The 24,521-nt window shown below is 68.8% G+C and carries 26 protein-coding genes; 16 read left to right on the top strand and 10 right to left on the bottom strand.

Features of this window, described 5'->3' with window-relative positions; genetic code table 11:
- Positions 1-169: 169 nt before the first annotated feature.
- The 3 genes from BTH_RS13825 to BTH_RS13815 are packed head-to-tail and all read right to left on the bottom strand — an operon-like array spanning position 170 to position 2,027.
- Complete coding sequence (locus BTH_RS13825) at positions 170-1,003, bottom strand: alpha/beta fold hydrolase (RefSeq protein ID WP_009893311.1); 834 nt, start codon at positions 1,001-1,003, stop codon at positions 170-172.
- Positions 1,000-1,302 (bottom strand): AzlD family protein, encoded by a 303-nt coding sequence (locus BTH_RS13820; RefSeq protein WP_009893313.1) that lies wholly within the window; start codon positions 1,300-1,302, stop codon positions 1,000-1,002. The genes BTH_RS13825 and BTH_RS13820 overlap by 4 nt, the downstream gene beginning before the upstream one ends.
- Positions 1,299-2,027: an AzlC family ABC transporter permease gene (locus BTH_RS13815; RefSeq protein WP_009893316.1), complete on the bottom strand. Its 729-nt coding sequence runs from the start codon at positions 2,025-2,027 to the stop codon at positions 1,299-1,301. The genes BTH_RS13820 and BTH_RS13815 overlap by 4 nt, the downstream gene beginning before the upstream one ends.
- A gap of 124 nt (positions 2,028-2,151) precedes the next feature.
- Between BTH_RS13815 and BTH_RS13810 the strand changes: the two genes are divergently transcribed.
- The 3 genes from BTH_RS13810 to BTH_RS13800 all read left to right on the top strand — a co-directional run bounded on the left by BTH_RS13810 (position 2,152) and on the right by BTH_RS13800 (position 5,437).
- Positions 2,152-2,610, top strand: a complete 459-nt coding sequence (locus BTH_RS13810) for an Lrp/AsnC family transcriptional regulator (protein ID WP_009893317.1) — start codon at positions 2,152-2,154, stop codon at positions 2,608-2,610.
- Positions 2,611-2,964: 354 nt separating this feature from the next.
- Entirely contained in the window at positions 2,965-3,273 is a 309-nt protein-coding gene (locus BTH_RS13805) for a hypothetical protein (RefSeq protein ID WP_009893319.1), read from the top strand.
- A 46-nt stretch (positions 3,274-3,319) separates the two neighbouring features.
- Positions 3,320-5,437, top strand: a complete 2,118-nt coding sequence (locus BTH_RS13800; protein ID WP_009893320.1) for a phosphocholine-specific phospholipase C — start codon at positions 3,320-3,322, stop codon at positions 5,435-5,437.
- A gap of 386 nt (positions 5,438-5,823) precedes the next feature.
- Here the strand turns inward: BTH_RS13800 and BTH_RS13795 are convergent, their stop codons facing one another.
- Complete coding sequence (locus tag BTH_RS13795) at positions 5,824-6,462, bottom strand: RBBP9/YdeN family alpha/beta hydrolase (protein ID WP_009893322.1); 639 nt, start codon at positions 6,460-6,462, stop codon at positions 5,824-5,826.
- Positions 6,463-6,611: 149 nt separating this feature from the next.
- On the opposite strand from BTH_RS13795, the gene BTH_RS13790 reads away from it, so the two are divergent.
- The 5 genes from BTH_RS13790 to BTH_RS13770 all read left to right on the top strand — a co-directional run bounded on the left by BTH_RS13790 (position 6,612) and on the right by BTH_RS13770 (position 9,898).
- The gene (locus tag BTH_RS13790; RefSeq protein ID WP_009893323.1) at positions 6,612-7,049 is read left to right on the top strand and encodes a VOC family protein; all 438 of its coding nucleotides are present in this window, start codon (positions 6,612-6,614) and stop codon (positions 7,047-7,049) included.
- A gap of 4 nt (positions 7,050-7,053) precedes the next feature.
- Positions 7,054-7,995 (top strand): 2-hydroxyacid dehydrogenase, encoded by a 942-nt coding sequence (locus tag BTH_RS13785; RefSeq protein ID WP_009893324.1) that lies wholly within the window; start codon positions 7,054-7,056, stop codon positions 7,993-7,995.
- An 85-nt stretch (positions 7,996-8,080) separates the two neighbouring features.
- Positions 8,081-9,013 carry a hydroxymethylglutaryl-CoA lyase gene (locus BTH_RS13780; RefSeq protein ID WP_009893326.1) on the top strand — a complete coding sequence of 311 codons (933 nt, stop codon included), beginning with the start codon at positions 8,081-8,083 and terminating at the stop codon, positions 9,011-9,013.
- A gap of 49 nt (positions 9,014-9,062) precedes the next feature.
- Positions 9,063-9,569: a YbaK/EbsC family protein gene (locus BTH_RS13775; protein WP_009893328.1), complete on the top strand. Its 507-nt coding sequence runs from the start codon at positions 9,063-9,065 to the stop codon at positions 9,567-9,569.
- Entirely contained in the window at positions 9,566-9,898 is a 333-nt protein-coding gene (locus tag BTH_RS13770) for a DUF1289 domain-containing protein (RefSeq protein ID WP_009893330.1), read from the top strand. The genes BTH_RS13775 and BTH_RS13770 overlap by 4 nt, the downstream gene beginning before the upstream one ends.
- A gap of 226 nt (positions 9,899-10,124) precedes the next feature.
- Here BTH_RS13770 and BTH_RS13765 read toward each other — a convergent pair whose 3' ends face one another.
- Complete coding sequence (locus BTH_RS13765) at positions 10,125-11,039, bottom strand: DMT family transporter (protein WP_009893331.1); 915 nt, start codon at positions 11,037-11,039, stop codon at positions 10,125-10,127.
- Between the two features lie 111 nt (positions 11,040-11,150).
- Between BTH_RS13765 and BTH_RS13760 the strand changes: the two genes are divergently transcribed.
- Entirely contained in the window at positions 11,151-11,639 is a 489-nt protein-coding gene (locus tag BTH_RS13760; RefSeq protein WP_009893333.1) for an Lrp/AsnC family transcriptional regulator, read from the top strand.
- 80 nt (positions 11,640-11,719) lie between these two features.
- On the opposite strand, the gene BTH_RS13755 is transcribed toward BTH_RS13760, so the two are convergent.
- Entirely contained in the window at positions 11,720-12,613 is an 894-nt protein-coding gene (locus BTH_RS13755) for an alpha/beta fold hydrolase (protein WP_009893334.1), read from the bottom strand.
- A gap of 296 nt (positions 12,614-12,909) precedes the next feature.
- Here BTH_RS13755 and BTH_RS13750 point away from each other — a divergent pair, with 296 nt between their 5' ends.
- Complete coding sequence (locus tag BTH_RS13750) at positions 12,910-13,869, top strand: NAD(P)H-dependent flavin oxidoreductase (RefSeq protein WP_009893335.1); 960 nt, start codon at positions 12,910-12,912, stop codon at positions 13,867-13,869.
- 185 nt (positions 13,870-14,054) lie between these two features.
- Here BTH_RS13750 and BTH_RS13745 read toward each other — a convergent pair whose 3' ends face one another.
- From BTH_RS13745 to BTH_RS34495, 4 genes are all read right to left on the bottom strand, one after another.
- Entirely contained in the window at positions 14,055-15,017 is a 963-nt protein-coding gene (locus BTH_RS13745) for a LysR family transcriptional regulator (RefSeq protein ID WP_009893337.1), read from the bottom strand.
- A gap of 159 nt (positions 15,018-15,176) precedes the next feature.
- The gene (locus BTH_RS13740) at positions 15,177-16,253 is read right to left on the bottom strand and encodes a porin (RefSeq protein WP_009893339.1); all 1,077 of its coding nucleotides are present in this window, start codon (positions 16,251-16,253) and stop codon (positions 15,177-15,179) included.
- A 124-nt stretch (positions 16,254-16,377) separates the two neighbouring features.
- Positions 16,378-16,518: a hypothetical protein gene (locus BTH_RS34500; protein ID WP_009893340.1), complete on the bottom strand. Its 141-nt coding sequence runs from the start codon at positions 16,516-16,518 to the stop codon at positions 16,378-16,380.
- A 139-nt stretch (positions 16,519-16,657) separates the two neighbouring features.
- A complete protein-coding gene (locus tag BTH_RS34495; protein WP_009908372.1) occupies positions 16,658-17,146 on the bottom strand; it encodes a hypothetical protein in 489 nt (162 codons plus the stop codon).
- Between the two features lie 387 nt (positions 17,147-17,533).
- Between BTH_RS34495 and BTH_RS13725 the strand changes: the two genes are divergently transcribed.
- From BTH_RS13725 to BTH_RS13700, 6 genes are all read left to right on the top strand, one after another.
- Positions 17,534-18,580 (top strand): bile acid:sodium symporter family protein, encoded by a 1,047-nt coding sequence (locus BTH_RS13725; protein WP_009893343.1) that lies wholly within the window; start codon positions 17,534-17,536, stop codon positions 18,578-18,580.
- Positions 18,581-19,035: 455 nt separating this feature from the next.
- On the top strand, positions 19,036-20,595 hold the full coding sequence (locus BTH_RS13720) for a methyl-accepting chemotaxis protein (protein ID WP_009893344.1): 1,560 nt from the start codon (positions 19,036-19,038) through the stop codon (positions 20,593-20,595).
- Between the two features lie 171 nt (positions 20,596-20,766).
- On the top strand, positions 20,767-21,786 hold the full coding sequence (locus BTH_RS13715; RefSeq protein ID WP_009893345.1) for a LacI family DNA-binding transcriptional regulator: 1,020 nt from the start codon (positions 20,767-20,769) through the stop codon (positions 21,784-21,786).
- The gene (locus tag BTH_RS13710) at positions 21,783-23,195 is read left to right on the top strand and encodes an AGE family epimerase/isomerase (RefSeq protein WP_009893347.1); all 1,413 of its coding nucleotides are present in this window, start codon (positions 21,783-21,785) and stop codon (positions 23,193-23,195) included. Before BTH_RS13715 ends, BTH_RS13710 begins: the two co-directional genes overlap by 4 nt.
- On the top strand, positions 23,192-24,100 hold the full coding sequence (locus BTH_RS13705; protein WP_009893348.1) for a carbohydrate kinase family protein: 909 nt from the start codon (positions 23,192-23,194) through the stop codon (positions 24,098-24,100). Before BTH_RS13710 ends, BTH_RS13705 begins: the two co-directional genes overlap by 4 nt.
- 194 nt (positions 24,101-24,294) lie before the next feature.
- Positions 24,295-24,519, top strand: a complete 225-nt coding sequence (locus tag BTH_RS13700; protein WP_009893349.1) for a hypothetical protein — start codon at positions 24,295-24,297, stop codon at positions 24,517-24,519.
- The last annotated feature ends 2 nt before the right edge of the window (positions 24,520-24,521 follow it).

Below are 24,521 nucleotides of genomic sequence, written 5' to 3'. Positions count from 1 at the left end.
CGACGTTCGACGCTTCGAAGTTTCAGTGTTTCAGCGTCTCGACGCGCCGACGCCCCGGCATGTCGGCGCATCATCGCTTCGCCGTGGTCGCAAATTCGGGAACAGGGCAGCCGGCCTCCGGCGGATTCGCGCGGCAAGAACCCGCCGCGCGCCGCCGATGTCACGCGGCCTATTCGGAAACGCCGCGCCGCGCCTCACGAAGAAACGCCGCGACCCGCTCCGCCACCCACCGCTCGCGCTCGCGATGCGGCACGTGCCGCACGCCCGGCACGATCTCGATCTGCGCCGGCCCGCCGACCAAGCGCACGATCGTCTCCGGATGAAGGTTCGAGCCGTATTCGTCGTCGCTGCCGTGGATCGCGAGCGTCGGGCACATCACTTGCGGCAGCGCATCGGCGAGCGACCAGTCGGCGAACCCCGGCGACAGCCACGTGTCGATCCACGCATCGAGCACCCAGCGCGCCTTGTCGCCGTGATACGCGCGCAAACGCTCGAACGCGTCGCGCTGCTCGAACTGCTCGCGCGCCTGGACGATGCCGGCGCGCGTTCTGTCTTCGACGAACGCCTGCGCGGATTCGGTGACCAACGCTTCGCACGCCGACGGATACGCGGCCGCGCAATGCACCGCCATGCCGCCGCCGATGCTATGGCCGAACGCGACGAAGCGATCGAAACCGAACGCTTCGCGCAGCATCGCGAAGAACCGCTGCGCCTCGTCGCGCACGAAGCCCGCTTCGAGCGGGCCCGCGCGCGGCTCCGATTGCCCGAAGCCGAGGCGATCATAAGCGATCACGCCCCGCCCCGTGCATTCGGCCAGCGTCTGCGGAAACGTCCGCCACAGACGAATGCAGCCCAGCGAATCGTGCAGCAGCACGATGGGCGGCGAATCGTCCGACGCGCCCGCGCGATGCGGCGCGGGCCAGCATCGCGCGAACAGGCGTCCGCGCCCCGTGTCGATCCAGCGATCCTCGGCGGCGCGCAGGCGGTCGTTCGTGTTCGTCATTGACCGAGCAGGTGGCGCAGCAGGCCGGCGGACACGATGCCGACGATCACGGTCGGCAGGATCGACAGGCGGGTTGCCGCGAGCAGCGTGATCGCCAGCGCGAGCAAGTTGGCCGGCTTGTCCGAGACGAACGCCGGCGCGATCACCGACACCAGCACGCATCCCGGCACGTTCTCCATCACCGCCATCATGCGCGGGCTCAGCGTGCGATTGCGCAGCACGACGTACCCGAGAATCCGGCTCAGGTACGTGGACGATGCCATCAGCACGATCGTCAGCAGCGTCGAGACATCGGTCATGCCGGCTCTCCGCAGGCGACGGCCGCGACGAGGCCCGCGAGCGCGCCCGCCGCGACGTACCACGCGCCCGGCACGAGCAGATAGGTCGCCGCCGCGACGACGAGGCTGACGAGCCACGGGCGGCTCGCGCGCGCGCCTTTCCACATGCCGCGCAGCAGCACGAGGAATACCGCGGTGAACGCCATGTCGAAGCCGTATTGCTCGACGTCGCCGATCGTCGGCCCCAGCGCCGCGCCGAGCGCGGTGCACGAGATCCACGTCAGATAGAGTCCCGCCGACACGCCGAGGTAGTACGGCAGGCTCACGCGGCCGCGCCCCTCGCGCCGCGCGTCGGCGAGCGCCATCGCCCAGCTTTCGTCGCACATGAAGAACAGCGCGGGAAAGGTCTGCTTGCGCGACAGATGCCGCAGATACGGCGCGAACGCCGCGCCCATCAGGATGTGCCGGCAGTTCACGAGGAACGACATCGCGACGATGAGCAGGATGTGCGGCGGCGACGTCCATAGCCGGATCGCCGTGAATTCGGAACCGCCGCCGAAATTCAGGCCGGTCAGAAGCGGCACTTCGGCGATGCTCAAGCCCTTTTGCGTCGCCTGCGCGCCCAGCACGAGCGCGAACGGAACGAAGCCGAGCATCACGGGCAGCGATGCGCGCAGGCCCCGCCGGGCTTCGGATCTTGCCGTGGATTCCTCGGCAATGACGGTTGATGTTGACAGACTGTTCATTAAACCTCCTTCGAGGCAATATTGTCTGCCAAAATCGATGAAATCGGGTTGCGTTGTTGCCATATGCCGATGTTGAATTGGCACGAACAACCTATTTCTCTCATATTCCTGGAATTGAATTCCAATGAAACTTGACGCCATCGACCGGCGCATCCTGCAAGCGCTGCAACGCGACGGCCGGCTGCAGAACGTGGAGCTCGCCAAGGAAGTCGGCCTGTCGCCTTCGCCGTGCCTCAGACGGGTCCGGCTGCTCGAGGAAGCCGGCGTGATCGAACGGTACGTCGCGGTGCTCAATCCCGCGAAGGTCGGCCGAGGATTGACCGTGTTCACGCGCGTCTGGCTCAAAGAGCAGGATGCGGACACCGTCGATCACTTCGCCGCCGCGGTCCAGCAGTTGCCGCAGGTCGTCGAGTGCCACCTGATGGCGGGCGACTGCGATTTCCTGTTGCGCGTCGTCGCCGCCGACATCGACGACTATAGGCAGTTCCAGATGCATCACCTGACGCGGATCAAGGGCGTGCAAAGCGTGAAAACCGAGATTCCGCTGCAAAAGGTGAAGTTGACGTCGGAAGTGCCGGTTTGAAGGTTTGAAGGTCCGATGCCCCGGGCGCGCCGCGCGCTCGCCCCAGGCCTCGCACCGCGCCATGACGTGAGCATCGGCGGCGTCGACGTTCCCCCCTCTCGTCCGGCGGCCCGCGCAATCGAAGGTCCGCGCGATCGCCGCGCGTCTCGACTGGCTGCGCGACGAGACGCGCCGCAACACGCCACAACACGCCGCGCCGCGCGCCCTCGTCCGACGCGCCGGCCGCGCGACGCCGGCGGCCAATCGAAAGCCAATCGTCATAATATGGCGGTCGCAAACGATTCACGTAACCGACGCATCGTTTCCTCATACTTGCGGACGTTCAAGACTCGCGATCTTTCAGGAGACACGCCGATGCGCCAGCCTCTCGCCGCTCTCGCCGCTTCCGGCGCCTGCGTCGCCGCACTGTGCGTCGCGCCGCTCGTCGCCGCGTGCGGCGACGACGCTTCGCACGCCCGCGCACGGGCGAACGCCGACGCGTCGCCGGCGCCGGCGCAAGGCGCCGACGCGAATGCGTTCAACGGCAACGCGACGGCGGCCGGCGATGCGGGCGCGAGCGCGCCGCTCGCGACGCCCGTGATCCACTACCCGCCCGAAGATGGCGCCGACGACGCCCCCGGCGCAACGGCGGCGTCCGCGCAACCCGCCTCGAATCCAGGCTGATCGCTTTTTGCCGCCCCCTCTTCCCCGCAGAGTCAAAGGTGAAAACATGACGTCAGAAAGCCGCCGCCGTTTCCTGCATGCCGTTGCGCAATCCGCGAGCGCCGCCGCCGCGCTCACCGTGTTTCCCGAATCGATCCGCCGCGCGCTCGCGATTCCCGCCGCGTCGCGCACGGGCACGATCCGCGATGTCGAGCACATCGTCGTGTTCATGCAGGAAAACCGCTCGTTCGACCACTACTTCGGACACCTGCGCGGCGTGCGCGGCTACAACGACCGCTTCCCGATCACGCTGCCGAACGGCAAACCGGTCTGGTATCAGCCGTCGAAGGCGAACCCGGGCAAGCCGGTGCTGCCGTTTCGCCTGAACACGCTGACGACGAGCGCGCAGTGCATCGGCGACCTCGATCACTCGTGGTACAAGACGCACGCGGCGATCGACGGCGGCCGCTACGACCAGTGGCCCGCGAACAAGACCGACATGACGATGGGCTATCACGTGCGCGAGGACATTCCGTTCCACTACGCGCTCGCCGATGCATTCACCGTCTGCGACAACTACTTCTGCTCGCTGCCCGGCCCGACGCATCCGAACCGCTCGTATCTGATGACGGGCACCGTCGACCCAACCGGCAAGTACGGCGGCCCGCTTCTCGACAACAGCGATTACGTCGACGGCGACGCGCCGCCGAAATACGACTTGCTCACGTGGACCACGTACCCCGAGCGCCTCGAGGCGAACGGCATCTCGTGGCAGATCTACCAGCAAGGCACGACGGGCGCCGATCCGCTGAACGGCAACTACGGGACGAACATCCTGCAGAACTTCGCGAACTTCATCGACGCGAAGCCGGGCTCGTCGCTGTATCGGCGCGCGCAGACGGCGCGCACGCTCGACGACCTGAAGGCCGACGTGCTCGCGAACAGGCTGCCGCAGGTGTCGTGGCTGCTGCCGCCCGCGGCATTCTCCGAGCATCCGAAATACACGCCCGCGTACGGCGCGAACTACACGTCGCAAATCCTCGACGCGCTGACGTCGAACCCCGACGTGTGGCGCAAGACCGTGCTCTTCATCATGTACGACGAGAACGACGGCTTCTTCGATCACGTCGTGCCGCCGCAGCCGGCGACGACGCGCGCGCAGGGCCTGTCGACCGTGCCCGTCGACGGCGAGATCCACGACGTCGTGAACCCGGGCCGCGGCGGCAGCTACACGGCCGACGGCCTGCCGTACGGCCTCGGCCCGCGCGTGCCGATGACGGTCGTGTCGCCGTGGACGAAGGGCGGCTTCGTGTGCTCGCAGGTGTTCGACCATACGTCGGTGATCCGCTTCATCGCCGCGCGCTTCGGCGTCGACGAGCCGAACATCACGCCGTGGCGCCGCGCGGTGTGCGGCGACCTCACGTCCGCGTTCGACTTCCGCACGCCGGACGCGACACTGCCGCCGCTGCCCGACACGAGCAACTATCGGTCGATCGCCGACCAGCTCTGCTCGACGAAGCCCGCGCCGAGCGTGCCCGCCGCGCCGAGTCCCGTCGATCCGCAGGAGCCCGGCGTGCGCCCGGCGCGCGCGCTGCCGTACGAGCTGCACGTGAACGCGACGGTGCACGGCGGCGCGCGCTTGCGCATCGAGTTCGCGAATCGCGGCGAACAGGGCGCGCACTTCTACGTGTACGCGTCGAATCGCAGCGACGGCCCGTGGCGCTACACGGTGGGCGCACACCGCTCGCTGCACGACGAATTCGATCTCGGCGCGACGAACGGCGCGTATGCGTTCACCGTATATGGTCCGAACGGCTTCGTGCGCGTGTTCGAAGGGCTCGCCGCAGCCGAGGGGCACGGCCGGCATGCGGCCGCGCATCCGGAAGTGAAGGCGGGCTACGACGTCGCGAACGGCAACCTGTATCTGAAGCTCACGAATCACGGCGGACAGAGCGTGCGACTGACGCTCGCCGACAACGCGTACGGCGCGCCGCCGCGCCAGATCACGCTGCGCGGCGGCGACGAGCGGGTGGAGCAATGGGCGCTTGCCCCGAGCCATCACTGGTATGACGTGACGGTGTCGGACGGCGCGACCGGCCAGTTCGTGCGCCGCTTCGCCGGGCACGTCGAAAACGGCAAGTCGAGCTATTCCGATCCGGCAGCAGTCGCGCCCGTCACGGGCTGAATAAAGGGGCCCGGGCGGCGGCGCGCGTGAGCGGATGCCGTCGCCCTGTCGATTCGTTCAATCGGTTCGATCGGTTCGATCGCGCTCGCCCGATCCGTTCCGATGCGGCCCAACGCACGTATGGCAAGACAGGCCGGGCCGAACTCGATTCGCGACGCCTGATCTGGACGCGTGTCGCCCGTGCGTCGAGCGTGACACGCGCGAAACATTCGGCTCGTTCACGCCCGGCGATCCGTCGAAGCCGTTCACGCACGCGGCGCGCGTCGCGCATCGCGCATCGAGGATGCCGGGCGATTGGGTCGGACGATTGGTCTGACATGGCGGAGGTAAAAAACTCAAACGGCATCCAATGGGCATCACGCGACATCGAGCGGCATCAAATGGCATCAAGCGGCCGTCACGAACGGCGCCGGCGCAAGCGCGCCGGCCGCCTGTGCATCGCCGTCGCGAAACCTGAGCGGCGCCGCGCCATGCACGAGCGTGTCGACGAAGTGCTTCGCGCGCGGCCACGGCCCGTAGCCCGCCGCGGTGTTGATGTGGCCCGCGTCGCCGAGGTTGACGAACGCGCCGCCGAGCCGGTGCGCGAACTCGCGCGCGTCGGCGAGCGTCATCCACGGGTCGCTTTCGCTGCCGACCACGATCGACGGCACGGTGAGGCGCCGCGCGTCGAAATCACCCGCGAACGCGAACTTGCGAGGATTCGCCGGCGCGACGAACAGCACGCCGACGACGTCCGCGCCCCGCGCATTCGCGTGCGCCGCGTGCCGCGAGAGCGCAAGCGCGGCCGCGAGGCAGCCGAAGCTGTGCGCGGCGAGCACGAACGGCCCGCGCTCGCGCGCAAGCAGATCGCTCACCTTCCGCGCCCAGCGCTCGATATGCGGCGCGTCCCAGTCATCCTGCTCGACGCGCAATGCGCGCGCGAACTGTCTCTCGAGCCAGGTCTGCCAGTGCGCGCCTTCGCTGCCGTGCAGGCCCGGCACCGTGACGAGCCGCGGCGGCCACGTCGATTTGCTGCATGAGCGCATGTGTCCCTCGCGAAGCTAGGAGCCCGGCGCCGATTGTCGCGTGCGCGCCGCGCGCGGCGAACCAATTTTTTGTGCTTTGCATTTCCCCGTTTGGCGGCGCAACGCGCGGCAAAACCGTAGAATGATGGCTTCCCTTCAGGAGACGATGCATGTCCGCCACGCCGCGCGGCGCGTTGCGCCCGTTTCATCTCGCGTTTCCGGTCACGAGCCTCGAGCACGCGCGCCGCTTCTACGGCGGCCTGCTCGGCTGCCCGGAGGGCCGCAGCTCCGATCGCTGGATCGATTTCGATTTCTTCGGGCACCAGCTCGTCGCGCATCTCGCGCCCGGCGAGACGGGCCGCTCGGCCGTCAATCCGGTCGACGGCGACGACGTGCCGGTGCGCCATTTCGGCGTCGTGCTGTCGATGGACGAATGGCACGCGCTCGCCGACAAGTTGAAGGCGGCCGGCACGCGGTTCGTGATCGAGCCGCACATCCGCTTCAAGGGCGAAGTCGGCGAGCAGGCGACGATGTTCTTCGTCGATCCGTGCGGCAACGCGCTGGAATTCAAGGCCTTCGCCGACATCGGCCAGCTGTTCGCGAAATAGGCGCATGCGCATTCTGCTCTACACGCCGCATCAGGACGCGCAGGACTGGAAGCGCGACATCGAGCGCGCGCTGCCCGGCGCGCAACTGCGCGCATGGACGCCGGGCGACGACGCGAGCGCCGATTACGCGCTCGTGTGGCGCGCACCGCGCGAGTTCTTCGCGCCGCGCGCCGATCTGAAGGCGGTGTTCAATCTCGGCGCGGGCGTCGACGCGATACTCGCGCTCGAGCGCGCGCATCCGGGCCTGCTGCCGCGCGACGTGCCGCTCGTGCGCCTCGAGGACGCCGGGATGGCGCAGCAGATGGTCGAATACGCGACGCACGCGGCGCTGCGCTATCTGCGCCGCTTCGACGAATACGCGCTGCTGCAGCGCGAGCGCCGCTGGCAGGTGCTCGAGCCGCATTCGCGCGAGACCTTCGTCGTCGGCGTGCTCGGGCTCGGCGCGCTCGGCGCCGAAGTCGCGCGAGCGCTCGCCGCGCTCGGGCTGCCGGTGCGCGGCTTCAGCCGCGCGCCGAAAACGCTCGACGGCGTCACGACGTTCGCGGGCGCAGCACAGCTCGACGCATTCCTCGGCGGCGTGAAGCTGCTCGTGAACCTGCTGCCGAGCACGGCGGACACCGACGGCATCCTGAACGCGCGCACGTTCTCGCAGCTCGCGCACGGCGCGTATCTCGTGAATCTCGCGCGCGGCGCGCATCTCGTCGAAGCGGATCTGCTCGACGCGCTCGCGAGCGGCCGCATCGCCGCCGCGACGCTCGACGTGTTCGCGACCGAGCCGCTGCCGGCCGATCACCCGTTCTGGCGCGAGCCGCGCATCGCGGTCACACCGCACTGCTCGGCCGACACGCTGCGCGCGGAGGCGGTCGAGCAGATCGCCGCGAAGATCGGCGCGCTCGAGCGCGGCGAGCCGATCGGCGGCATCGTCGAGCGCGATCGCGGCTACTGAACGCGGCCCGCGAACGCGCGCCGGAAAGCCGCATGCCACGATACATTCGATGCATTCATCAGAAGACAGGAATCAGGAGACCCGGATGACGCTCCCCCAATCCGTGAAAATCGTCGAAGTCGGCCCGCGCGACGGGCTGCAGAACGAGCAGGCGTTCGTGCCGACCGACGTGAAGATCGAGCTCGTGAACCGGCTGTCGCGCGCCGGGTTTCGCAACGTCGAGGCGGCGTCGTTCGTGTCGCCGAAATGGGTGCCGCAGATGGCCGACGGCGCCGACGTGATGGCCGGCATCGAGCGCCGCGCGGGCACGGTCTACTCGGCGCTCACGCCGAACCTGAAGGGCTTCGAGAACGCGCTCGCCGCGCGTGCCGACGAAGTCGTGATCTTCGGCGCGGCGAGCGAAGCGTTCTCCCAGCGCAACATCAACTGCAGCATCGCCGAGAGCATCGCGCGCTTCGAACCCGTCGCGCGCGCGGCGAAGGACGCGGGCGTGCGGCTGCGCGCGAGCGTGTCGTGCGCGCTCGGCTGCCCGTATCAGGGCGACGTGCCGATCGCAGCCGTCGTCGACGTCGTCGAGCGCCTCGCCGCGCTCGGCTGCGACGAGATCGACATCGCCGACACGATCGGCGTCGGCACGCCGGGCCGCACGCGCGCGGTGCTCGACGCGGCCGCGAAGGTGTTTGCGCGCGAGCGGCTGTCGGGCCACTTTCACGATACCTACGGGCAGGCGCTCGCGAACATCTACGCGGCGCTGCTCGAAGGCGTCGCGATCTTCCACGCGTCGGTCGCGGGCCTCGGCGGCTGCCCGTACGCGAAGGGCGCGACCGGCAACGTCGCGACGGAAGACGTGCTGTACATGATGCGCGGGCTGAACATCGACACGGGCGTCGACCTCGATCAGGTCGTCGCCGCCGGCGATTTCATCTCGAACGCGATCGGCCGCGCGAACGTGTCGCGCGCGGGCCGCGCGCTGCTCGCGAAGCAACGCGCGGCCGCCGGGCCGTCCGCCTGCGCATGAAGCGCGCGGCGCCCATTCACTCCATTGCACGAGGATACGAAGCGCACTCATGACTACCTCCGCCCCCATCGACAAGCTTCCCGATTCCGCCCGCCGCGTCGCGCTGCTGCTGCGCGAGCGCGGCCACGCGAAGGGCATCGTGATGCTCGAGGAAACCGGCAAGACGTCGGCCGAAGCCGCCGCGGGCCTCGGCTGCTCGGTCGCGCAGATCGCGAAGTCGATCCTGTTCAGGCGCCGCGCCGACGGCGCGCCGGTGCTCGTCGTCGCGAGCGGCGCGAACCGCGTCGACGAAAGAAAGGTCGCCGCGCAGGTCGGCGAAGTGGGCCGCGCGGACGCGAAGTTCGTGCGCGACAACACCGGTTATGCGATCGGCGGCGTGTGCCCGATCGGTCATCTCGTCGAGCCCGTCACGCTGATCGATCGCGACCTGCTCGAGCTCGACAGCCTGTGGGCGGCGGCCGGCCACCCGCATGCGGTGTTCAACCTGTCGCCGCAGGAGCTCGTGTCGCTGACGGGCGCGCCCGTCGCCGACGTCGCGCAACGCAGCGACGCATGAGCGCCGTGACGCCAACGCGCCGCGCGACGCCCGCCGAGTGCGCGGCGGGCACCGCGGGCGCGATCGATGCGACGGCGCATGCGCCGGCCGCCGCGCGCCCGGACACCAGCGCCAACTCACGCGCCGCGGCGGCGCCCCCCGCTGCGCAGGACACGACGCCGACTACGGGCGTGCCGTCGCCGTGCACGAACGTCTGCCGGATCGATGCGAAGACTGGCTGGTGCGAAGGCTGCCGCCGCACGCGCGACGAGATCGCCGGCTGGCGCAAGCTCGACGACGACGCGAAGCGTGTGGTGCTCGCGCGCATCGCCGCGCGACAGGCCGCATGAGCGGCGCTCAGGGTTCCCCGGTCATCCGCGATGAACCAAAAAAAAGCCGTTCAACCTGACAGGCGAACGGCGTATCGAATGAGAATTCTGTGGACGTGATCAACGTCACTGCGCATCATACGAGCGCCCTCGCTGCATCGCATCAGGAATTTCCCTACAACTTTCTTGCGCGTGTCGGAATGTCGCAGCGCGTGCCCGCCGTTGCGTTCGCACGCGCCCGTTGCGCTCATCCGCGCGCCGCGACGCGTCGCGGCGGTACGATCCGCCATCCGAGGTTCACGCCCGCCGCGGCGAGCAGGATCAGCGCCGCGCCCAGCACCTGGCTCCACGCGAGCGTCTGTCCGAACGCGATCCGGTCGACGGCGATCGCGACGACCGGATAGACGAACGACAGCGCGCCGATCGTCGCGGTCGGCAGCTTCTGGATCGCGCCGTACAGCAGCACGTACATGATCCCCGTGTTCACGACGCCGAGCACGACGAGATCGAGCCACTGCCCCGCCGTCGCGGGCAGCGCATCGTAGTGGACGAGCGGCGCGAGCGCGAGCGCGCCGACGCCCGTCTGGAACAGCGCGAGCAGATGCGGCGGCGTGCCCTTCAATCGCTTCGTGATGATCGACGACACCGCGTACAGGAACGCCGCGCCGAGCGCGAGCGCGACGCCCGAGAGATACTCGCCGGACACCGCGAGCACCGCGGGCTCGACGCGCACGACGAGCGCGAGCCCGCCGAAAGCAAGCACGAGCCACGCGACGGCCGACGCGGTGAGCCGCTCGCGGAACACGATCGCGCCGAGCGCAACGAGCATGAACGGCTGCGTGTTGTAGACGGCCGTCGCCATCGAGATCGACGCGCGCGAATACGCGGCGAACAGCAGCACCCAGTTCGCGACGATCGCGACGCTGCCGGTCAGCGCGAGCGCGATCGCGCGCTTCGTCAACAGATCGCGGCGCAGCAAGCCGAGCGCCGCGCAAATGATCAGCATCGTCGCGCCGCCGAACAGGCAGCGGAAAAACACGACATTCATCAGATGCTGCCGCGACGACACGACGAGCCAGCCGATCGTCCCGGACATCAGCATCGCGACCACCATTTCGAGCGCGCCGCGGCGCGCGTCGTACGAAACCGAGCTCGAAGCCATGTGCATTCCCGCATGAAGAAAGCCTGACTTCGATTCTAGGGACTTGATTCGCGCATCTCCATCGATAAACTGAGCGCAAAGCGTCTTTCCACCTTTGAAAAGAAGGCTGTCATGCAAAAACGCCTTTCCACGCCGCCCGCCGCGGCGAGCGCGCTCGATGCGATCGACCGCGAACTGCTGCGCGCGCTCGCCGACGACGCGCGCCAGCCCGTCAGCGAACTCGCGCGGCGCGTCGGGCTGTCCGCGCCGAGCACGGCGGACCGGCTGCGCCGGCTCGAAGCGCAGGGCGTGATCGCGCGCTTCACGGTCGAGCTCGATCCGCTCGCGCTCGGCTATACGCTGCAGGCGATCGTGCGCGTGAAGCCGCTGCCCGGCCAGTTGCATCTCGTCGAGGAATTGCTGCGGCGGATTCCCGCGTTCGTCGAATGCGACAAGGTGACCGGCGAAGATTGCTTCATCTGCCGGCTCTACCTGCGCTCGATCGAGCAACTCGACGGGATACTCGCGAAAGTGACCGAGCGCGCGGAGACGAGCACGGCGACCGTCAAGTCGACGCCCGTCGCGCGGCGATTGCCGCCGCTCGCGCCCGAAGAAGATTGACGCGCGGGCGGCGCGAAACGCAGCGCATCTCAGCGCAGCGCATCGCGATGCCGCCGATCGCCGCCTGCGCGGCGGCGGCCTCACGCCGCCTCGCGCGCCTCGAAGAACGACACGATCTCATCGATCAGCGCGACGGGCGCCTCTTCCGGAATGTAATGCCCGCATGCGAGCGCCCGGCCGCTCACGTCGCGCGCGACGCGCCGCCATTCGTCGAGCGGCGCGAAGCAGCGCGCGACGACGCCGTGCTCGCCCCACAGCACGCGCAGCGGACACGCGAGCTTGTGCCCGCGCTCGAGATCCGCACGATCGTGATCGAGATCGATCGTCGCCGACGCGCGATAGTCCTCGCACATCGCATGCACCGCGCCCGGCTGCCGCAACGCTTCGCGATACGCGTGCAGCGCCTCCGGCGCAAACGGCGCGAGCCCCGCCGAGCGATTGCCCATCACCGCGTCGACGTACGCGTCCGAATGGCCGCCGATCAGCGTCTCGGGCAACGGCTCGGGCTGAATCAGGAAGAACCAGTGGAAGTACGCGGTCGCGAACGCGCGGTCGGTGCGCTCGTACATCGCGAGCGTCGGCGCGATGTCGAGCAGCAGCATCCGCTCGACCGCATCCGGATGATCGAGCGCCATCCGGTGCGCGACGCGCGCGCCGCGGTCGTGCGCGCACACGTAGAAGCGCGCAAAGCCGAAGTGACGCATCACGGCGACCTGGTCGGCCGCCATCGTGCGCTTCGAATACGGCGCGTGCCGCGCATCGCTCGGCGGCTTGCCCGACGCGCCGTAGCCGCGCAGATCGGTGGCGATCACCGTGAAATGTCTGGCGAGCGTCGCGGCGACGCGATGCCAGATCATGTGCGTTTGCGGGTGCCCGTGCAGCAACAGAAGCGGCGGTCCCGCGCCTCCTTTGACGCCGAAGATGTCGACGTCTTGCGCCGTCACGCGAAACGGCGCGAACTCCTCAAACGACATGGTCTTGTTCTCTCGAATTGTTGTCACGTTATTGTAGGAGCGCGATCGTCGCGTCATCGTCGCCATACCCGCGCAAAGCGTAGAAACAGAGCACTCATTCGACAGCCGCGCGGCTACGCGTTCGTCCAGGCGCGTCTATAATGGAACGACCGTTCGTATTAATTCGTCGCGAGCGCGCAGCCGGCACGACACTCCCATAACATATCGGCCGCGCGTGACGCGCGTCCGCAAGGGCGCGCGGCGCGACGAACCTCAAGCATTCGCCGCGCTCGCGGCGACGATTCAGGAGACACCGCATGGCCCTGCCCGCCGTCCTGCAAAACCTCGCGCTGCCCGTCATCGCGTCGCCGATGTTCATCGTCAGCTATCCGGAGCTCGTGCTCGCGCAATGCAAGGCGGGCATCGTCGGCTCGTTTCCCGCGCTCAACGCGCGCCCGGCCGAATTGCTCGACGAATGGCTCACGCAACTGCAGTCGCAGCTCGCCGAGCACAAGGCCGCGAACCCGGACGCCGTGATCGGGCCGATCGCCGTGAACCAGATCGTCCATCAGTCGAACGTGCGGCTCGAGCAGGACATTCGCGTGTGCGTCGAGCACAAGGTGCCGATCTTCATCACGAGCCTGCGCGCGCCGGCGCGCGAGATCGTCGACGCGGTGCACAGCTACGGCGGCATCGTGCTGCACGACGTGATCAACCTGCGGCACGCGCAGAAGGCGCTCGAAGCGGGCGTCGACGGCCTCATTCTCGTCGCCGCCGGCGCGGGCGGCCATGCGGGCACGACCTCGCCGTTCGCGCTCGTCGGCGAAGTGCGCAAGATCTTCGACGGCCCGATCGTGCTGTCCGGCTCGATCGCGAACGGCGGCTCGATCCTCGCCGCGCAGGCGATGGGCGCCGACCTCGCGTACATGGGCACGCGCTTCATCGCGACGCAGGAAGCGCACGCGGTGGACGCGTACAAGCACGCGATCCTCGAGGCGAAATCGGCCGACATCATCTACACGAATCTCTTCACCGGCGTGCACGGCAACTACATCCGCGAGAGCATCGTGAACGCGGGGCTCGATCCGGACGCGCTGCCCGAATCCGACAAGACGAAGATGAACTTCGGCAGCGACAAGGCGAAGGCGTGGAAGGACATCTGGGGCGCGGGCCAGGGCGTCGGGCTGATGGATGACGTGCCGAGCGTCGCGGAGCTCGTCGCGCGGCTCAAGCGCGAATACGACGACGCGAAGGCGCGCCTCGGCATTCGCGCGTAGCCGGCTCGCCGCGCATCGCCCGGGCAACGCGAGCGAAGCGTTGAAAGCGAGGCGCGAGCCAACGCGAAGAACAACATGCGGTAAACGACAAAACCCTCGCCGCGCGAGGGTTCGTCTTGAGTCTTGAGTCTGGAGCGGACCGAACGGTCCGCTTTTTTTTCGTCGCTACGCGGCGCCCGTGCGCATCATCCGAGCCGCTTCATCCGCGGCATCGCGAACTGCCGCAACCGCTCGTCGATCGACGGGCACAGCGACTGGCCGGCGAAGCGATCGGCGAGGAAATCGACGAACGAGCGCACCTTCGCCGATACGTGCCGGCGGCTCGCGTACACCGCGTAGATCGGCAGCTCGCGCGGCGGCAGCGCATCGAGCAGCAACGGCACGAGACGGCCGGACTCGATGTCCTCGCCCACCACTTCGGTGCCGAGGAGCGCGATGCCCGCGCCGTCCAGCACCGCGACGCGCAGCCCTTCGAGATGATTGACGATCACGTTGCCCGACAGCGGCACGCGCGAGGCGGCCGCGACGTCGGAGATCGCCGCGTCGAGCAGCGTCTCGTTCGGCTCGCGGCGAATGAAGCTGTGATGCTGAAGATCGGCGATCGTCGTCGGCGTGCCGTGCTTCGCGAGATAGTCGGGCGAAGCGACGAGCAGGATGTGCGCGGTCGCGATCTGCCGCGCGACGAGCGACGACGACTTCATGCCGGCGGGCGCCGCGCGCACCGCGACGTCGTAGCCTTCGTCGATCAGCTCGACGACGCGGTCGGACAGCGTGATCTCGACCGTCACGTCGGCGTAGCGCTGCGCGTACGACGTCACCGCGTCCATCACGTGCCGCAGCCCGAACGCGGACAGCGACGTCACGCGCAGCCGCCCTTGTGGCACGACGCTCGCGGCGCCCACCGCCTGCCCGGCCTCGTCGAGTTCGGTGAGCGCCTGCACGAGCCGCTCGTAGTATTCGCGTCCCGCCTCCGTCGGCGCGACGCGGCGCGTCGTGCGATGCAAGAGACGCGCGCCGAGCTGATGCTCGAGATGCATCACATGCTTGCTCGCCATCGCAGCCGACATCTCCATGCGCTCGGCCGCGCCGACGAAGCTGCCGACTTCGACGACATAGCGGAACACATTCATGCTGACGAGGGTATCCATCCGAAATGCTCGCAATCGAGGGGAATTATGCAATCGCAAGCAACTGTAACAAAGCTGGTGAATTGAAAACGTCAAAAAAGGCAAAACGGCGCCGTTTAATGTGACGCCGCTCACTTTTTCGTGCATCGCCCGGACAGTGCGCGCCCGGGTTCCGATTGGTTAGAACTTCGCACGAATTCCCGCGCCGAACGTGTCGCCGCTCGACATGCCCGAGTAGCGATCGTTCATGTACGCCGCGTACAGGTCGGTGCGCTTCGACAGCGGGTAGTCGTAGCCGAGCGCCCACGTGCGACGCGTCTGATCGAGCCCGCCCGAATCACGCGAATACGCGTACGACGCGAGCGCGCTGCCCGGCCCGAGCGGCACCGCCACGCCGCCTTGCACGGTGTTCACGTGCCAGTTGCCGGCGTTGCGCTCGTTGTTCGTATACATGTATTGCGCGTAGATCTTCGCAAGCTTGAAGTCGTACGACAGGCCGACCTGCGCGACGCCCTGGCTCTTCATCCCCGACACGAGCGCGCCGAGATCGCCCGGGCCGCCGTTGAAGTTCACGTATTGATAGACCGCCGTCGCCGCGAACGGGCCGTTCGAATAGTTCAGCTGGCCGCTCCACTTCTTCGAGCGGTTGTCGCCCGCCGTATTGCCGAACGCGTACATCGCGGCCGCGTTGAAGCCGCCGAAGCTCGGGCTCGTGTAGTCGATCGCGTTGTTCCAGCCCGAATCGCCGACCACGCCCTGATCGGTCGTATACGTCGGGAACGTGCCGAGGCCGAGGAACACGTGGTACACCATCGGCGAGAACACGTACGAATCGACGAACGGATTGAAGAGGATCGTCGAGACGAAGAGCTGCGTCGTCAGACGCCCGGCGCGCACCGTGCCGTACGGCGTCGCGAGTCCGACATAGGCGTTGCGGCCGAAGAACGTGTCGCCGTCGAAGCGGCCGTAATGGCCGTTCTGCGCGCGGAAGAAATCCTCCAGCGTGAAGATCGCCTGATAGCCGCCGCCGAGATCCTCCGTGCCGCGCAGCCCCCAGTACGACGTCGACATCCCGCCGCCCTGCACGCCCCACGCGCGCTGCCCGCCCGGAAATTTCTGCGCGCCGATCCATTCGTCGACTTGCCCGTAGAGCTGAACGCTCGATTGCGCGCGAACGCTCGGCGCGCCCGCGGCCAGCGCCGCGACGGCGGCGCACGCGAAAGTGGTTTGCAGCGCGCGGCTGACGGATGACTTCATGTGATCTCCAGATTGTCGTCTAACGGAAGCGAGGCGAACGGGCGGGCGACGTCCGGAAGACGCGATGCCGTTCGGGGGCGTCGCCATCTTCCCGAGCCATTTTTCCGGTCAAAAAAGGAGGGACTTATTGCGGATATAGCGTCAGCGTTAACTTCCCGGCGATTTGTCGGGCGTCGGCGATCGGCTCGCCGGTTTCAAACTGACGGATGGCTTTCCCGCGCGCGCCGAACGCGCCGGCAACGATCGCCGGCGGCGCCTCGAACACGGGGAAAACGCCGGCGTGCGCGCGTCGTCCTCGCAACAACGCGCGAAAGATAGCGTAATCAAGGAAATGCGAGGCAGGATTTCGCGCAAGTGTCGCGGATTTGCATCAGCCGGCGGCAGCGCGAGCGCCGAACCGGCGCTCAGTTGCGATAGAACGGCGCGAAGAACGGCAGGCGCGGGGATTCATCCTGCCGCGGCACCGGCGCGGGACGGCCGCCGCGCTCCTCGTTGTAGCGCGCGACGTCTGCCCGGATCGAGCCGGCGCGCATCGGCAGGTTCGCCGAGCCCGGCGCGTGCGGCGCCTGGCGCGCTTCGGCGCTGATCGGCCGGTACGGGTTTTGCGTCGCGTAGCGGCCATACGACGGCGTCGGGCGCAGCCCCCAGCGCTGGCGGTAGCCGTTCACGCCGATGCGCGCGTCGCCGCCGCCGCGCGGCGCCGCGCGCAGATAGCCGGGCGCGCCGCGCCAGCCGCCTCCGCCGCCCGCCATGTATGGCGCGCCGCCGCGACCGCCGCCGAAACCGGGCCCGCCGCCGTGCGGCGGCTGCGCGAAGACGAGCGTCGCCGCGAGCGCGCCTATCGCGCCCGCCGCCCATCGCCCGATCTTCCGTATTGCCCGTTCCGTCATCATGATTGGTGGGTCTGCCGCTTGGCTTTTTCGCCCGCGCGCGCACCTAAATCGCGCGCAAGCCTTTCAGCGGTAATTTATGGGCGGCGCGAAAACGTGTCGAGCGCAAAAGTGTTAGACCAAAAGCATCGGTGTAACACCGTGTTACTGCATGGCTTTTGCCGATTCCGCGCACGTTTTCCGAGCGCGCGCGCCGCCGGTTTTCGATCCTTTCCGCCGTAAGGTTGCGATGCGCGGGAAGCGCGCATCGGCATGCATTCGAGTCATCAATCGATTCTTCGAATGAATTTGCCTATTCAATCCCCGGCCGCGACAATATCGGACCGACAACCGCCGCACCGCCCGCCCCGCGGGCCGTGGCGCATCCACCGCATTCGACCGAGACCCGAGATGGCGCGCTCCCGCTTCGTTCCCGACAACTTCACGCTCGCGCTCGTCGGCACCGTCGTGCTCGCGAGCTTCCTGCCGTGCCGCGGCGAGGCCGCGCACGCGTTCAACTGGGCGACCGACATCGCGGTCGGCCTGCTGTTCTTCCTGCACGGCGCGAAGCTGTCGCGCGAGGCGATCATTGCGGGCGCGACGCACTGGCGGCTGCACGTGGTCGTGCTGCTCAGCACGTTCGCGCTGTTCCCGCTGCTCGGCCTCGCGCTCAAGCCCGTGCTCACGCCGCTCGTCACGCCCGCGCTGTACGCCGGCGTGCTGTTCCTCTGCACGCTGCCGTCCACCGTGCAGTCGTCGATCGCGTTCACGTCGATCGCGAAGGGCAACGTGCCGGCCGCCGTGTGCTCGGCGTCCGCATCGAGCCTGCTCGGCATCTTCGTCACGCCGGCGCTCGTCGGCGTGATGGTGTCGACGCAGGGCACGGGCGCGACGGCGTCGCCTTGGAGCACGATCGGCGCGATCGTCATGCAGTTGCTCGTGCCGTTCCTCGCCGGCCAGTTGCTGCGGCCCGTGATCGGCGGCTGGATCGAGCGCAATCGCGGCGTGCTGCGCTTCGTCGATCAGGGCTCGATCCTGCTCGTCGTCTACGTCGCGTTCAGCGAGGCCGTGAACGAAGGGCTCTGGCACCAGATTCCGCCGATGGCGCTCGCGGGCCTCGTCGTCGTCAACGTCGTGCTGCTCGCGATCGCGCTCGCGGTCACGACGATCGTCAGCAAGCGGCTCGGCTTCAACCGCGCGGACCAGATCACGATCATCTTCTGCGGCTCGAAGAAGAGCCTCGCGGCCGGCGTGCCGATGGCGAAGGTGATCTTCGCCGCGCACGCGGTCGGCGCGATCGTGCTGCCGCTGATGCTGTTCCACCAGATCCAGCTGATGACCTGCGCGGCGCTTGCGCAGCGCTGGGGAGCGCGCGACACGAGCCGCGAGCGGCAGCCGGGCGCGCACGGCGGCCGGGCGATCGGCTCCGGCGCGAACGCGAGCGCGGCGAAACGCTGAGCAACGGGCGCGGCGAAGCGGGCTTGCGCCAGCCGCGCCGCGCTCGCGCCGCCAAAGCTTCGCAGCGGGGCGCTTCCCCGTTTTCGGGGCGCGCAGGGCTTCATGGCCGCGCGGCTTCGCGATTTTCCGGTTTCGTCGGCACATCGAATTTTCGGCGTCCTCCGCCGACGTCGCCTCAGGCGCTTCTTCACGCCGCCGCTGCGCGCCGACGCAGCGCGCATCGAACGCACCGTTCGCTCGCCGATTCGCGCATCGCGCTTTCGGCCGCCCTGTCCCAGCCCCGCCTCATCGGCCATCGCATCCGCCCCGGCGCACCCGCCCGGCGGTCGCCGCCCCACATCGGGGCATCGCTTCACGAAAAATTCATTCAATCCCGGTTCCGCGGCGCCGTTAAGCCGGCTTCTCGTCACGGCTCGACGCGTCACGAGCGCGGCGCGCCGCTTCCGGAACCCTCGATGAACACCACCCGCCTCACCGTCAAAACCCGTCTGCGCATCCTCGTCGCGGTCGTCGTTCTCGTGCTCGTCGCCGTCGGCGGCATCGGCCTCGCCGGTGTCGCGCGCGTCGGCGACGCGCTCGCGCATGTCTTCGAAGATCGCGCGAAGACGCTGCAGCGGATTTCGTCGATCGACGAGCTCGTCACGCAGACGCGCTACGCGGTCGGCGACGCCGTGCTTGATCCGTCCGCCGCCAAGACCGAGGCGGTCGCGGCAGCGTCGGCGCGCGACGCCGCCGCGATCGACCGCCTGCTCGCCGACTTCCGCGCGACGCCGCGCGCCGGCGCCGAGCGCGAGCAGGCCGAACGCCTCGCCGCCGACTGGGCGACGCTGCGCGACAAGGGCATCCGGCCCGCCGTCGATCTGCTGAAGGCGAACAACCTGTCCGAAGCGCAATGGGTCGTCACGCAGACGCTCGATCCCGTCGCGCAACGCGTGAAGGGCGAGGCCGCGCAGTTGCGTCAGGAGCAGCTCGAGGCCGCGCAGCGCGCGTACGATTGCGCGCGCGGCGTCGCGCGGCTCGTCCAGTGGGCGGTCGCGGGCTGCGTGCTCGCGGGCGTCGCGGCCGTCGCGCTCCTGTGCGCGGCGATGGCGCGCGCGCTCGCGCGGCAACTGGGCGGCGAGCCGGACTACGCGGCGAGCGTCGCGAACGAGATCGCGTCCGGCAATCTCGCGCTCGACGTGCGCGCCGCCGACGCCGCGTCCGGCAGCGTGCTGCATGCGATGCACGCGATGCGCGCGCGCCTCGCGGCGACGATCGGCACGCTGCAGCGCGCGGCCGACGCGATCGCGCACGCGACGTCCGACATCGCGCATGGCAACCACGACCTGTCGCGCCGCACCGACGAACACGCGGCCGGCCTGCAGCAGACGGCCAGCAGCATGGAGCAGCTCGCGGCGACGGTGCGCACGAACGCCGATCACGCACGACAGGCGAGTTCGCTCGCGCTCGCCGCATCGGCGCAGGCCGAGCAAGGCGACGCAGCCGCGCGCGACGCGATCGCGCGGATGGAAGCGCTGTCGGTGCGCTCGCAGCAGATCCGCAGCATCTCGTCGACGATCGAGGGCATCGCGTTCCAGACCAACCTGCTCGCGCTGAACGCGGCTGTCGAGGCGGCGCGCGCCGGCCAGGCTGGGCGCGGCTTCGCGGTCGTCGCGCAGGAGGTGCGCGGCCTCGCGCACCGCAGCGCGCAGGCGGCGAAGGAAATCTCGGCGCTGATCGCCGACGTGACGGGCGAAGTCGAGCTCGGCGCGGACACGGTGCAGGCGGCGGGCAACACGATCGTCGGCATGCTCGCGTCGGTGCGGCAGGTCGCGACGCTCGTCGACGAAATCTCGCACGCGTCCGACGAGCAGCGCAGCGGCATCGATCAGGTGAGCCGCGCGGTCGCGCAAATGGACGAGATGACGCAGCACAACGCGCTGCTCGTGCAAAAGGCGGCGAGCGCCGCGGGCGCGCTCGCCGGCGAGGCGGCCGCGCTGCGCGAGGCGGCCGCGATCTTCCGGACCGCGGCATAAGCGCCGGCCGCGCCGCCCAGGCCATTCTGTTTAGTATTTTTAGTAAACAATTATGAGCATATTTACCGTTTATACATAAGCACTTATAAGCGCGATCGAGATGATTCCGGGACGTTTCGCGGCGATTTTTACTATACAATCGCCAACACCCTAAACATCCCGGCTCAAACGATGGGCACCACCATTCGCGACGTTGCGCAAGCGGCCAACGTGTCGATCGGCACCGTGTCGCGCGCGCTCAAGAATCAGCCCGGCCTGTCCGAGGCGACGCGCGCGCGCATCGTCGAGATCGCGCATCGGATGAACTACGATCCGACGCAACTGCGCCCGCGGATCAAGCGGCTCACGTTCCTGCTGCATCGCCAGCACAACAACTTCGCGACGACGCCGTTCTTCTCCCACGTGCTGCACGGCGTGGAAGATGCATGCCGCGAGCGCGGCATCGTGCCGTCGCTGCTGACGACGGGCCCGACCGACGACGTGATCCGCCAGATGCGTCCGCACGCGCCCGACGCGATCGCGGTCGCGGGTTTCATGGAGCCGGAGACGCTCGAGGCGCTCGCCGCGACGGGCCGGCCGCTCGTGCTCATCGACATCCGCGCGCCCGGACTGCGCTCGATCAACGTCGACAACGCGGGCGGCGCGGCGCTCGCGATGCATCACCTGTTCGCATCGGGCCGCCGGCGCATCGCGTTCATCGGCGGCTCGCTCGCGCACTACAGCATCGCGCAGCGCGCGCTCGGCTATCGCCGTGCGTTCTTCGACGCGGGCATGCTGTTCGATCCGTCGCTCGAGCTGTCGATCGACACGAGCCTCGGCCCCGACGCCGGCGCGGCGCACGCGATGCGGCAACTGCTCGACGCGGGCGGCCCGCTGCCCGACGCAGTGTTCGCGTACAACGATGCGGCCGCACTCGCCGCGATGCGCGTGTGCGTCGAGCGCGGCGTGCGCGTGCCCGAGGACATCGCATTCGTCGGCTTCGACGACATCCCGGCCGCCGCGCACGCGGCCCCGCCCCTCACGACGCTCGCGATCGACAAGGAAGCGCTCGGCCGGCAAGGCGTCGAGCTGCTGCTCGCCGATTCGCCCGCGCAAGCCGAACTCAGCCTCCCCGTGCAGCTCGTCGCGCGGGCCAGCAGCGCAGGCGCCGCACACGCGCCGCGCGCCCTCACCTCGGTACTCGGATCATGACGACCTCAGCCACGCCCGCCCCCCGTCCGGCGCCCAACGCGCCGCCCGCCGCCGCGCCGTACGTCGCGAGCTTCCGCGACCCGCAGTTCCTCGTCGCGCACGTCGAGGACACGCTGCGCTTCTACGCGCCGCACGCGTTCGACCCGTCGGGCGGCTTCTACCACTTTTTCCGCGACGACGGCAGCGTCTACGAGCGCGCGACGCGCCATCTCGTCAGCAGTTGCCGCTTCGTCTTCAACTACGCGATGGCGTACCGCCACTTCGGCGACGCGCGGCATCTCGAGTACGTGCGCCACGGGCTGCGCTTCCTGCGCGACGCGCACTGGGACGCCGAGCACGAAGGCTATGACTGGGAGATCGAATGGCGCGACGGCGAGAAGCGCTCAACGCGCGACGGCACGCGCCACTGCTACGGGCTCGCGTTCGTGCTGCTCGCGGCCGCGCATGCCGTGATGGCGGGCGTCGAAGAGGCGCGGCCGCTCATCGCGCATACGTTCGACCTGATGGAGCACCGCTTCTGGGATCGCGCGGCGGGCCTCTACGCGGACGACGCGACGCCGAACTGGACCGTGTCGAGCTACCGCGGACAGAACGCGAACATGCACGCGACCGAAGCGCTCCTCGCCGCGTACGAGGCGACGGGCCACCTGACGTATCTCGATCGCGCGGAGAAGATCGCGACGAACATCGTGCAGCGGCAGGCCGCGCTGTCACGGGGGCTCGTGTGGGAGCACTTTCACGCGGACTGGTCGATCGACTGGGAATACAACAAGGAAGACAGCTCGAACATCTTCCGGCCGTGGGGCTTCCAGCCCGGCCACCAGACCGAATGGGCCAAGCTGTTGCTGATTCTCGAGCGCCACCGCCCGCTCGACTGGCTCGCGCCGCGCGCGATCGAGCTGTTCGACGCGGCGTTCTCGCACGCGTGGGACAGCGATCACGGCGGCCTCTGCTACGGTTTCGGCCCGGACTACACGGTGTGCGACCACGACAAGTACTTCTGGGTGCAGGCCGAGAGCTTCGCGGCGGCCGCGCTGCTCGCGCGGCGCACCGGCAGCGAGCGCTTCTGGGACTGGTACGACGAGATCTGGCGCTACAGCTGGGCGCATTTCGTCGATCACCGCTACGGCGCGTGGTACCGAATCCTCACCTGCGACAACCGCAAGTACAGCGACGAGAAGAGCCCGGCCGGCAAGACCGACTATCACACGATGGGCGCGTGCTACGAGGTGCTGCACGCGCTTGCGTCGACGCGCGACGGCGAGGCGCCCGGCGCGCGCACGGGCGACGGCGAGGCCGCGCCCGCAGCGCGCGGCAACGGGCACGGCGGCAACGTCGTGAACAACGGCAACGCCGGCTACGGCAAAGGCGACGGCGCCGCGCGCCGCCGCGACGGAGGAGTGCGATGAGCGCAGGATTTCCGCAATTCGTGTCGGCGGGCGACATCCTCACCGACATGGTCCGCACGGGCGGCGCGCACTGGACGTCGCGCCCGGGCGGCGCGGGCTGGAACGTCGCGCGCGCGGTCGCACGGCTCGGCGCGCCGAGCGCGTGCGCGGGCGCGGTGGGCCGCGACTGCTTCTCCGACGCGCTGTGGCGCGAAAGCGAGGCAGCCGGCCTCGATCTGCGCTTCCTGCAGCGCGTCGATCGCGCGCCGCTCCTCGCGATCGTCCACGAGACCCAGCCGCCCGCATATTTCTTCATCGGCGAAAACAGCGCCGATCTCGCGTTCGATCCGAAACGGCTGCCCGACGGCTGGCGCGAACACGTGAAGTGGGCGCATTTCGGCTGCATCAGCCTCGTGCGCGAACCGCTCGCCTCGACGCTCGTCGCGCTCGCCGCCGAACTGCGCGAAGCAGGCGTGAAAATCAGCTTCGACCCGAACTACCGGAACCTGATGACGGACAGCTACCGGCCGACGCTCGCGAAGATGGCCGAGCTCGCCGATCTGATCAAGGTGTCCGACGAAGATCTGCGCCACCTGTTCGCGGGCGAAGACGAAGCGAGCGCGACCGCGCGGCTGCGCGCGCTCAATCCGCAAGCGGCGCTGCTCGTCACGCGCGGGCCCGACACGGCGACGCTCTACGCGCACGGCGCGACGCTCGACGCGCAGCCGCCGCGCATCGAGGTCGCCGATACGGTCGGCGCGGGCGACGCGACGATCGGCGGCCTGCTGTTCAGCCTGATGACCGTGCCGGCGCGCGGCTGGCGCGAGCATCTGGCGTTCGCGCTCGCGGCGGGCGCGGCGGCGTGCCGGCACACGGGCGCGCACGCGCCGACGCTCGACGAGGTCGTCGCGCTCGTCGCGGCGTGACGTGACGTGACGTGACGTGACGTGAGGCAGCGTGACGCGACCTGACGTCGCGTGACGGGCGTCGCGCCGCCCGTGCATTCTCACGCCCCCCCCGGCCCCCCATGCGCGGGCGCGCCAGCCGCGCGTTCCTGCCGCCGCTGAACGCGCTGCGTCGGAATGCTACGATGGGGGCGTCCTTTCTCGGGAGAGGCATCATGGACGGCGGCAACACCTACACGAAAGGCCTTTACACGGCCAAGGCGCACACCCGCAAGACGGATAACGGACGCTTCCAGGGCTACGTGATCCTGTCCCGGAACGAAGGCGGCCCGCCCGACAACACGCTCTACGAGGTCGAGGCGACGAGCACGAACGAGGCGGAAGCGTTCAACGAGGCGAAGGCGCTCGCGCATCGGATTCTCGGCGAGCTCGAGCTGTAACG

The organism is Burkholderia thailandensis E264 (assembly GCF_000012365.1).
GTDB lineage: Bacteria > Pseudomonadota > Gammaproteobacteria > Burkholderiales > Burkholderiaceae > Burkholderia > Burkholderia thailandensis.
This window is presented reverse-complemented; position numbering and strand designations above follow the sequence as displayed.

Coding starts and splice junctions, on each gene's coding strand:
- BTH_RS13825 (WP_009893311.1), bottom strand. CDS start 1,003: ATGACGAACACGAACGACCGCCTGCGCGCCGCCGAGGATCGCTGGATC.
- BTH_RS13820 (WP_009893313.1), bottom strand. CDS start 1,302: ATGACCGATGTCTCGACGCTGCTGACGATCGTGCTGATGGCATCGTCC.
- BTH_RS13815 (WP_009893316.1), bottom strand. CDS start 2,027: ATGAACAGTCTGTCAACATCAACCGTCATTGCCGAGGAATCCACGGCA.
- BTH_RS13810 (WP_009893317.1), top strand. CDS start 2,152: ATGAAACTTGACGCCATCGACCGGCGCATCCTGCAAGCGCTGCAACGC.
- BTH_RS13805 (WP_009893319.1), top strand. CDS start 2,965: ATGCGCCAGCCTCTCGCCGCTCTCGCCGCTTCCGGCGCCTGCGTCGCC.
- BTH_RS13800 (WP_009893320.1), top strand. CDS start 3,320: ATGACGTCAGAAAGCCGCCGCCGTTTCCTGCATGCCGTTGCGCAATCC.
- BTH_RS13795 (WP_009893322.1), bottom strand. CDS start 6,462: ATGCGCTCATGCAGCAAATCGACGTGGCCGCCGCGGCTCGTCACGGTG.
- BTH_RS13790 (WP_009893323.1), top strand. CDS start 6,612: ATGTCCGCCACGCCGCGCGGCGCGTTGCGCCCGTTTCATCTCGCGTTT.
- BTH_RS13785 (WP_009893324.1), top strand. CDS start 7,054: ATGCGCATTCTGCTCTACACGCCGCATCAGGACGCGCAGGACTGGAAG.
- BTH_RS13780 (WP_009893326.1), top strand. CDS start 8,081: ATGACGCTCCCCCAATCCGTGAAAATCGTCGAAGTCGGCCCGCGCGAC.
- BTH_RS13775 (WP_009893328.1), top strand. CDS start 9,063: ATGACTACCTCCGCCCCCATCGACAAGCTTCCCGATTCCGCCCGCCGC.
- BTH_RS13770 (WP_009893330.1), top strand. CDS start 9,566: ATGAGCGCCGTGACGCCAACGCGCCGCGCGACGCCCGCCGAGTGCGCG.
- BTH_RS13765 (WP_009893331.1), bottom strand. CDS start 11,039: ATGGCTTCGAGCTCGGTTTCGTACGACGCGCGCCGCGGCGCGCTCGAA.
- BTH_RS13760 (WP_009893333.1), top strand. CDS start 11,151: ATGCAAAAACGCCTTTCCACGCCGCCCGCCGCGGCGAGCGCGCTCGAT.
- BTH_RS13755 (WP_009893334.1), bottom strand. CDS start 12,613: ATGTCGTTTGAGGAGTTCGCGCCGTTTCGCGTGACGGCGCAAGACGTC.
- BTH_RS13750 (WP_009893335.1), top strand. CDS start 12,910: ATGGCCCTGCCCGCCGTCCTGCAAAACCTCGCGCTGCCCGTCATCGCG.
- BTH_RS13745 (WP_009893337.1), bottom strand. CDS start 15,017: ATGGATACCCTCGTCAGCATGAATGTGTTCCGCTATGTCGTCGAAGTC.
- BTH_RS13740 (WP_009893339.1), bottom strand. CDS start 16,253: ATGAAGTCATCCGTCAGCCGCGCGCTGCAAACCACTTTCGCGTGCGCC.
- BTH_RS34495 (WP_009908372.1), bottom strand. CDS start 17,146: ATGATGACGGAACGGGCAATACGGAAGATCGGGCGATGGGCGGCGGGC.
- BTH_RS13725 (WP_009893343.1), top strand. CDS start 17,534: ATGGCGCGCTCCCGCTTCGTTCCCGACAACTTCACGCTCGCGCTCGTC.
- BTH_RS13720 (WP_009893344.1), top strand. CDS start 19,036: ATGAACACCACCCGCCTCACCGTCAAAACCCGTCTGCGCATCCTCGTC.
- BTH_RS13715 (WP_009893345.1), top strand. CDS start 20,767: ATGGGCACCACCATTCGCGACGTTGCGCAAGCGGCCAACGTGTCGATC.
- BTH_RS13710 (WP_009893347.1), top strand. CDS start 21,783: ATGACGACCTCAGCCACGCCCGCCCCCCGTCCGGCGCCCAACGCGCCG.
- BTH_RS13705 (WP_009893348.1), top strand. CDS start 23,192: ATGAGCGCAGGATTTCCGCAATTCGTGTCGGCGGGCGACATCCTCACC.
- BTH_RS13700 (WP_009893349.1), top strand. CDS start 24,295: ATGGACGGCGGCAACACCTACACGAAAGGCCTTTACACGGCCAAGGCG.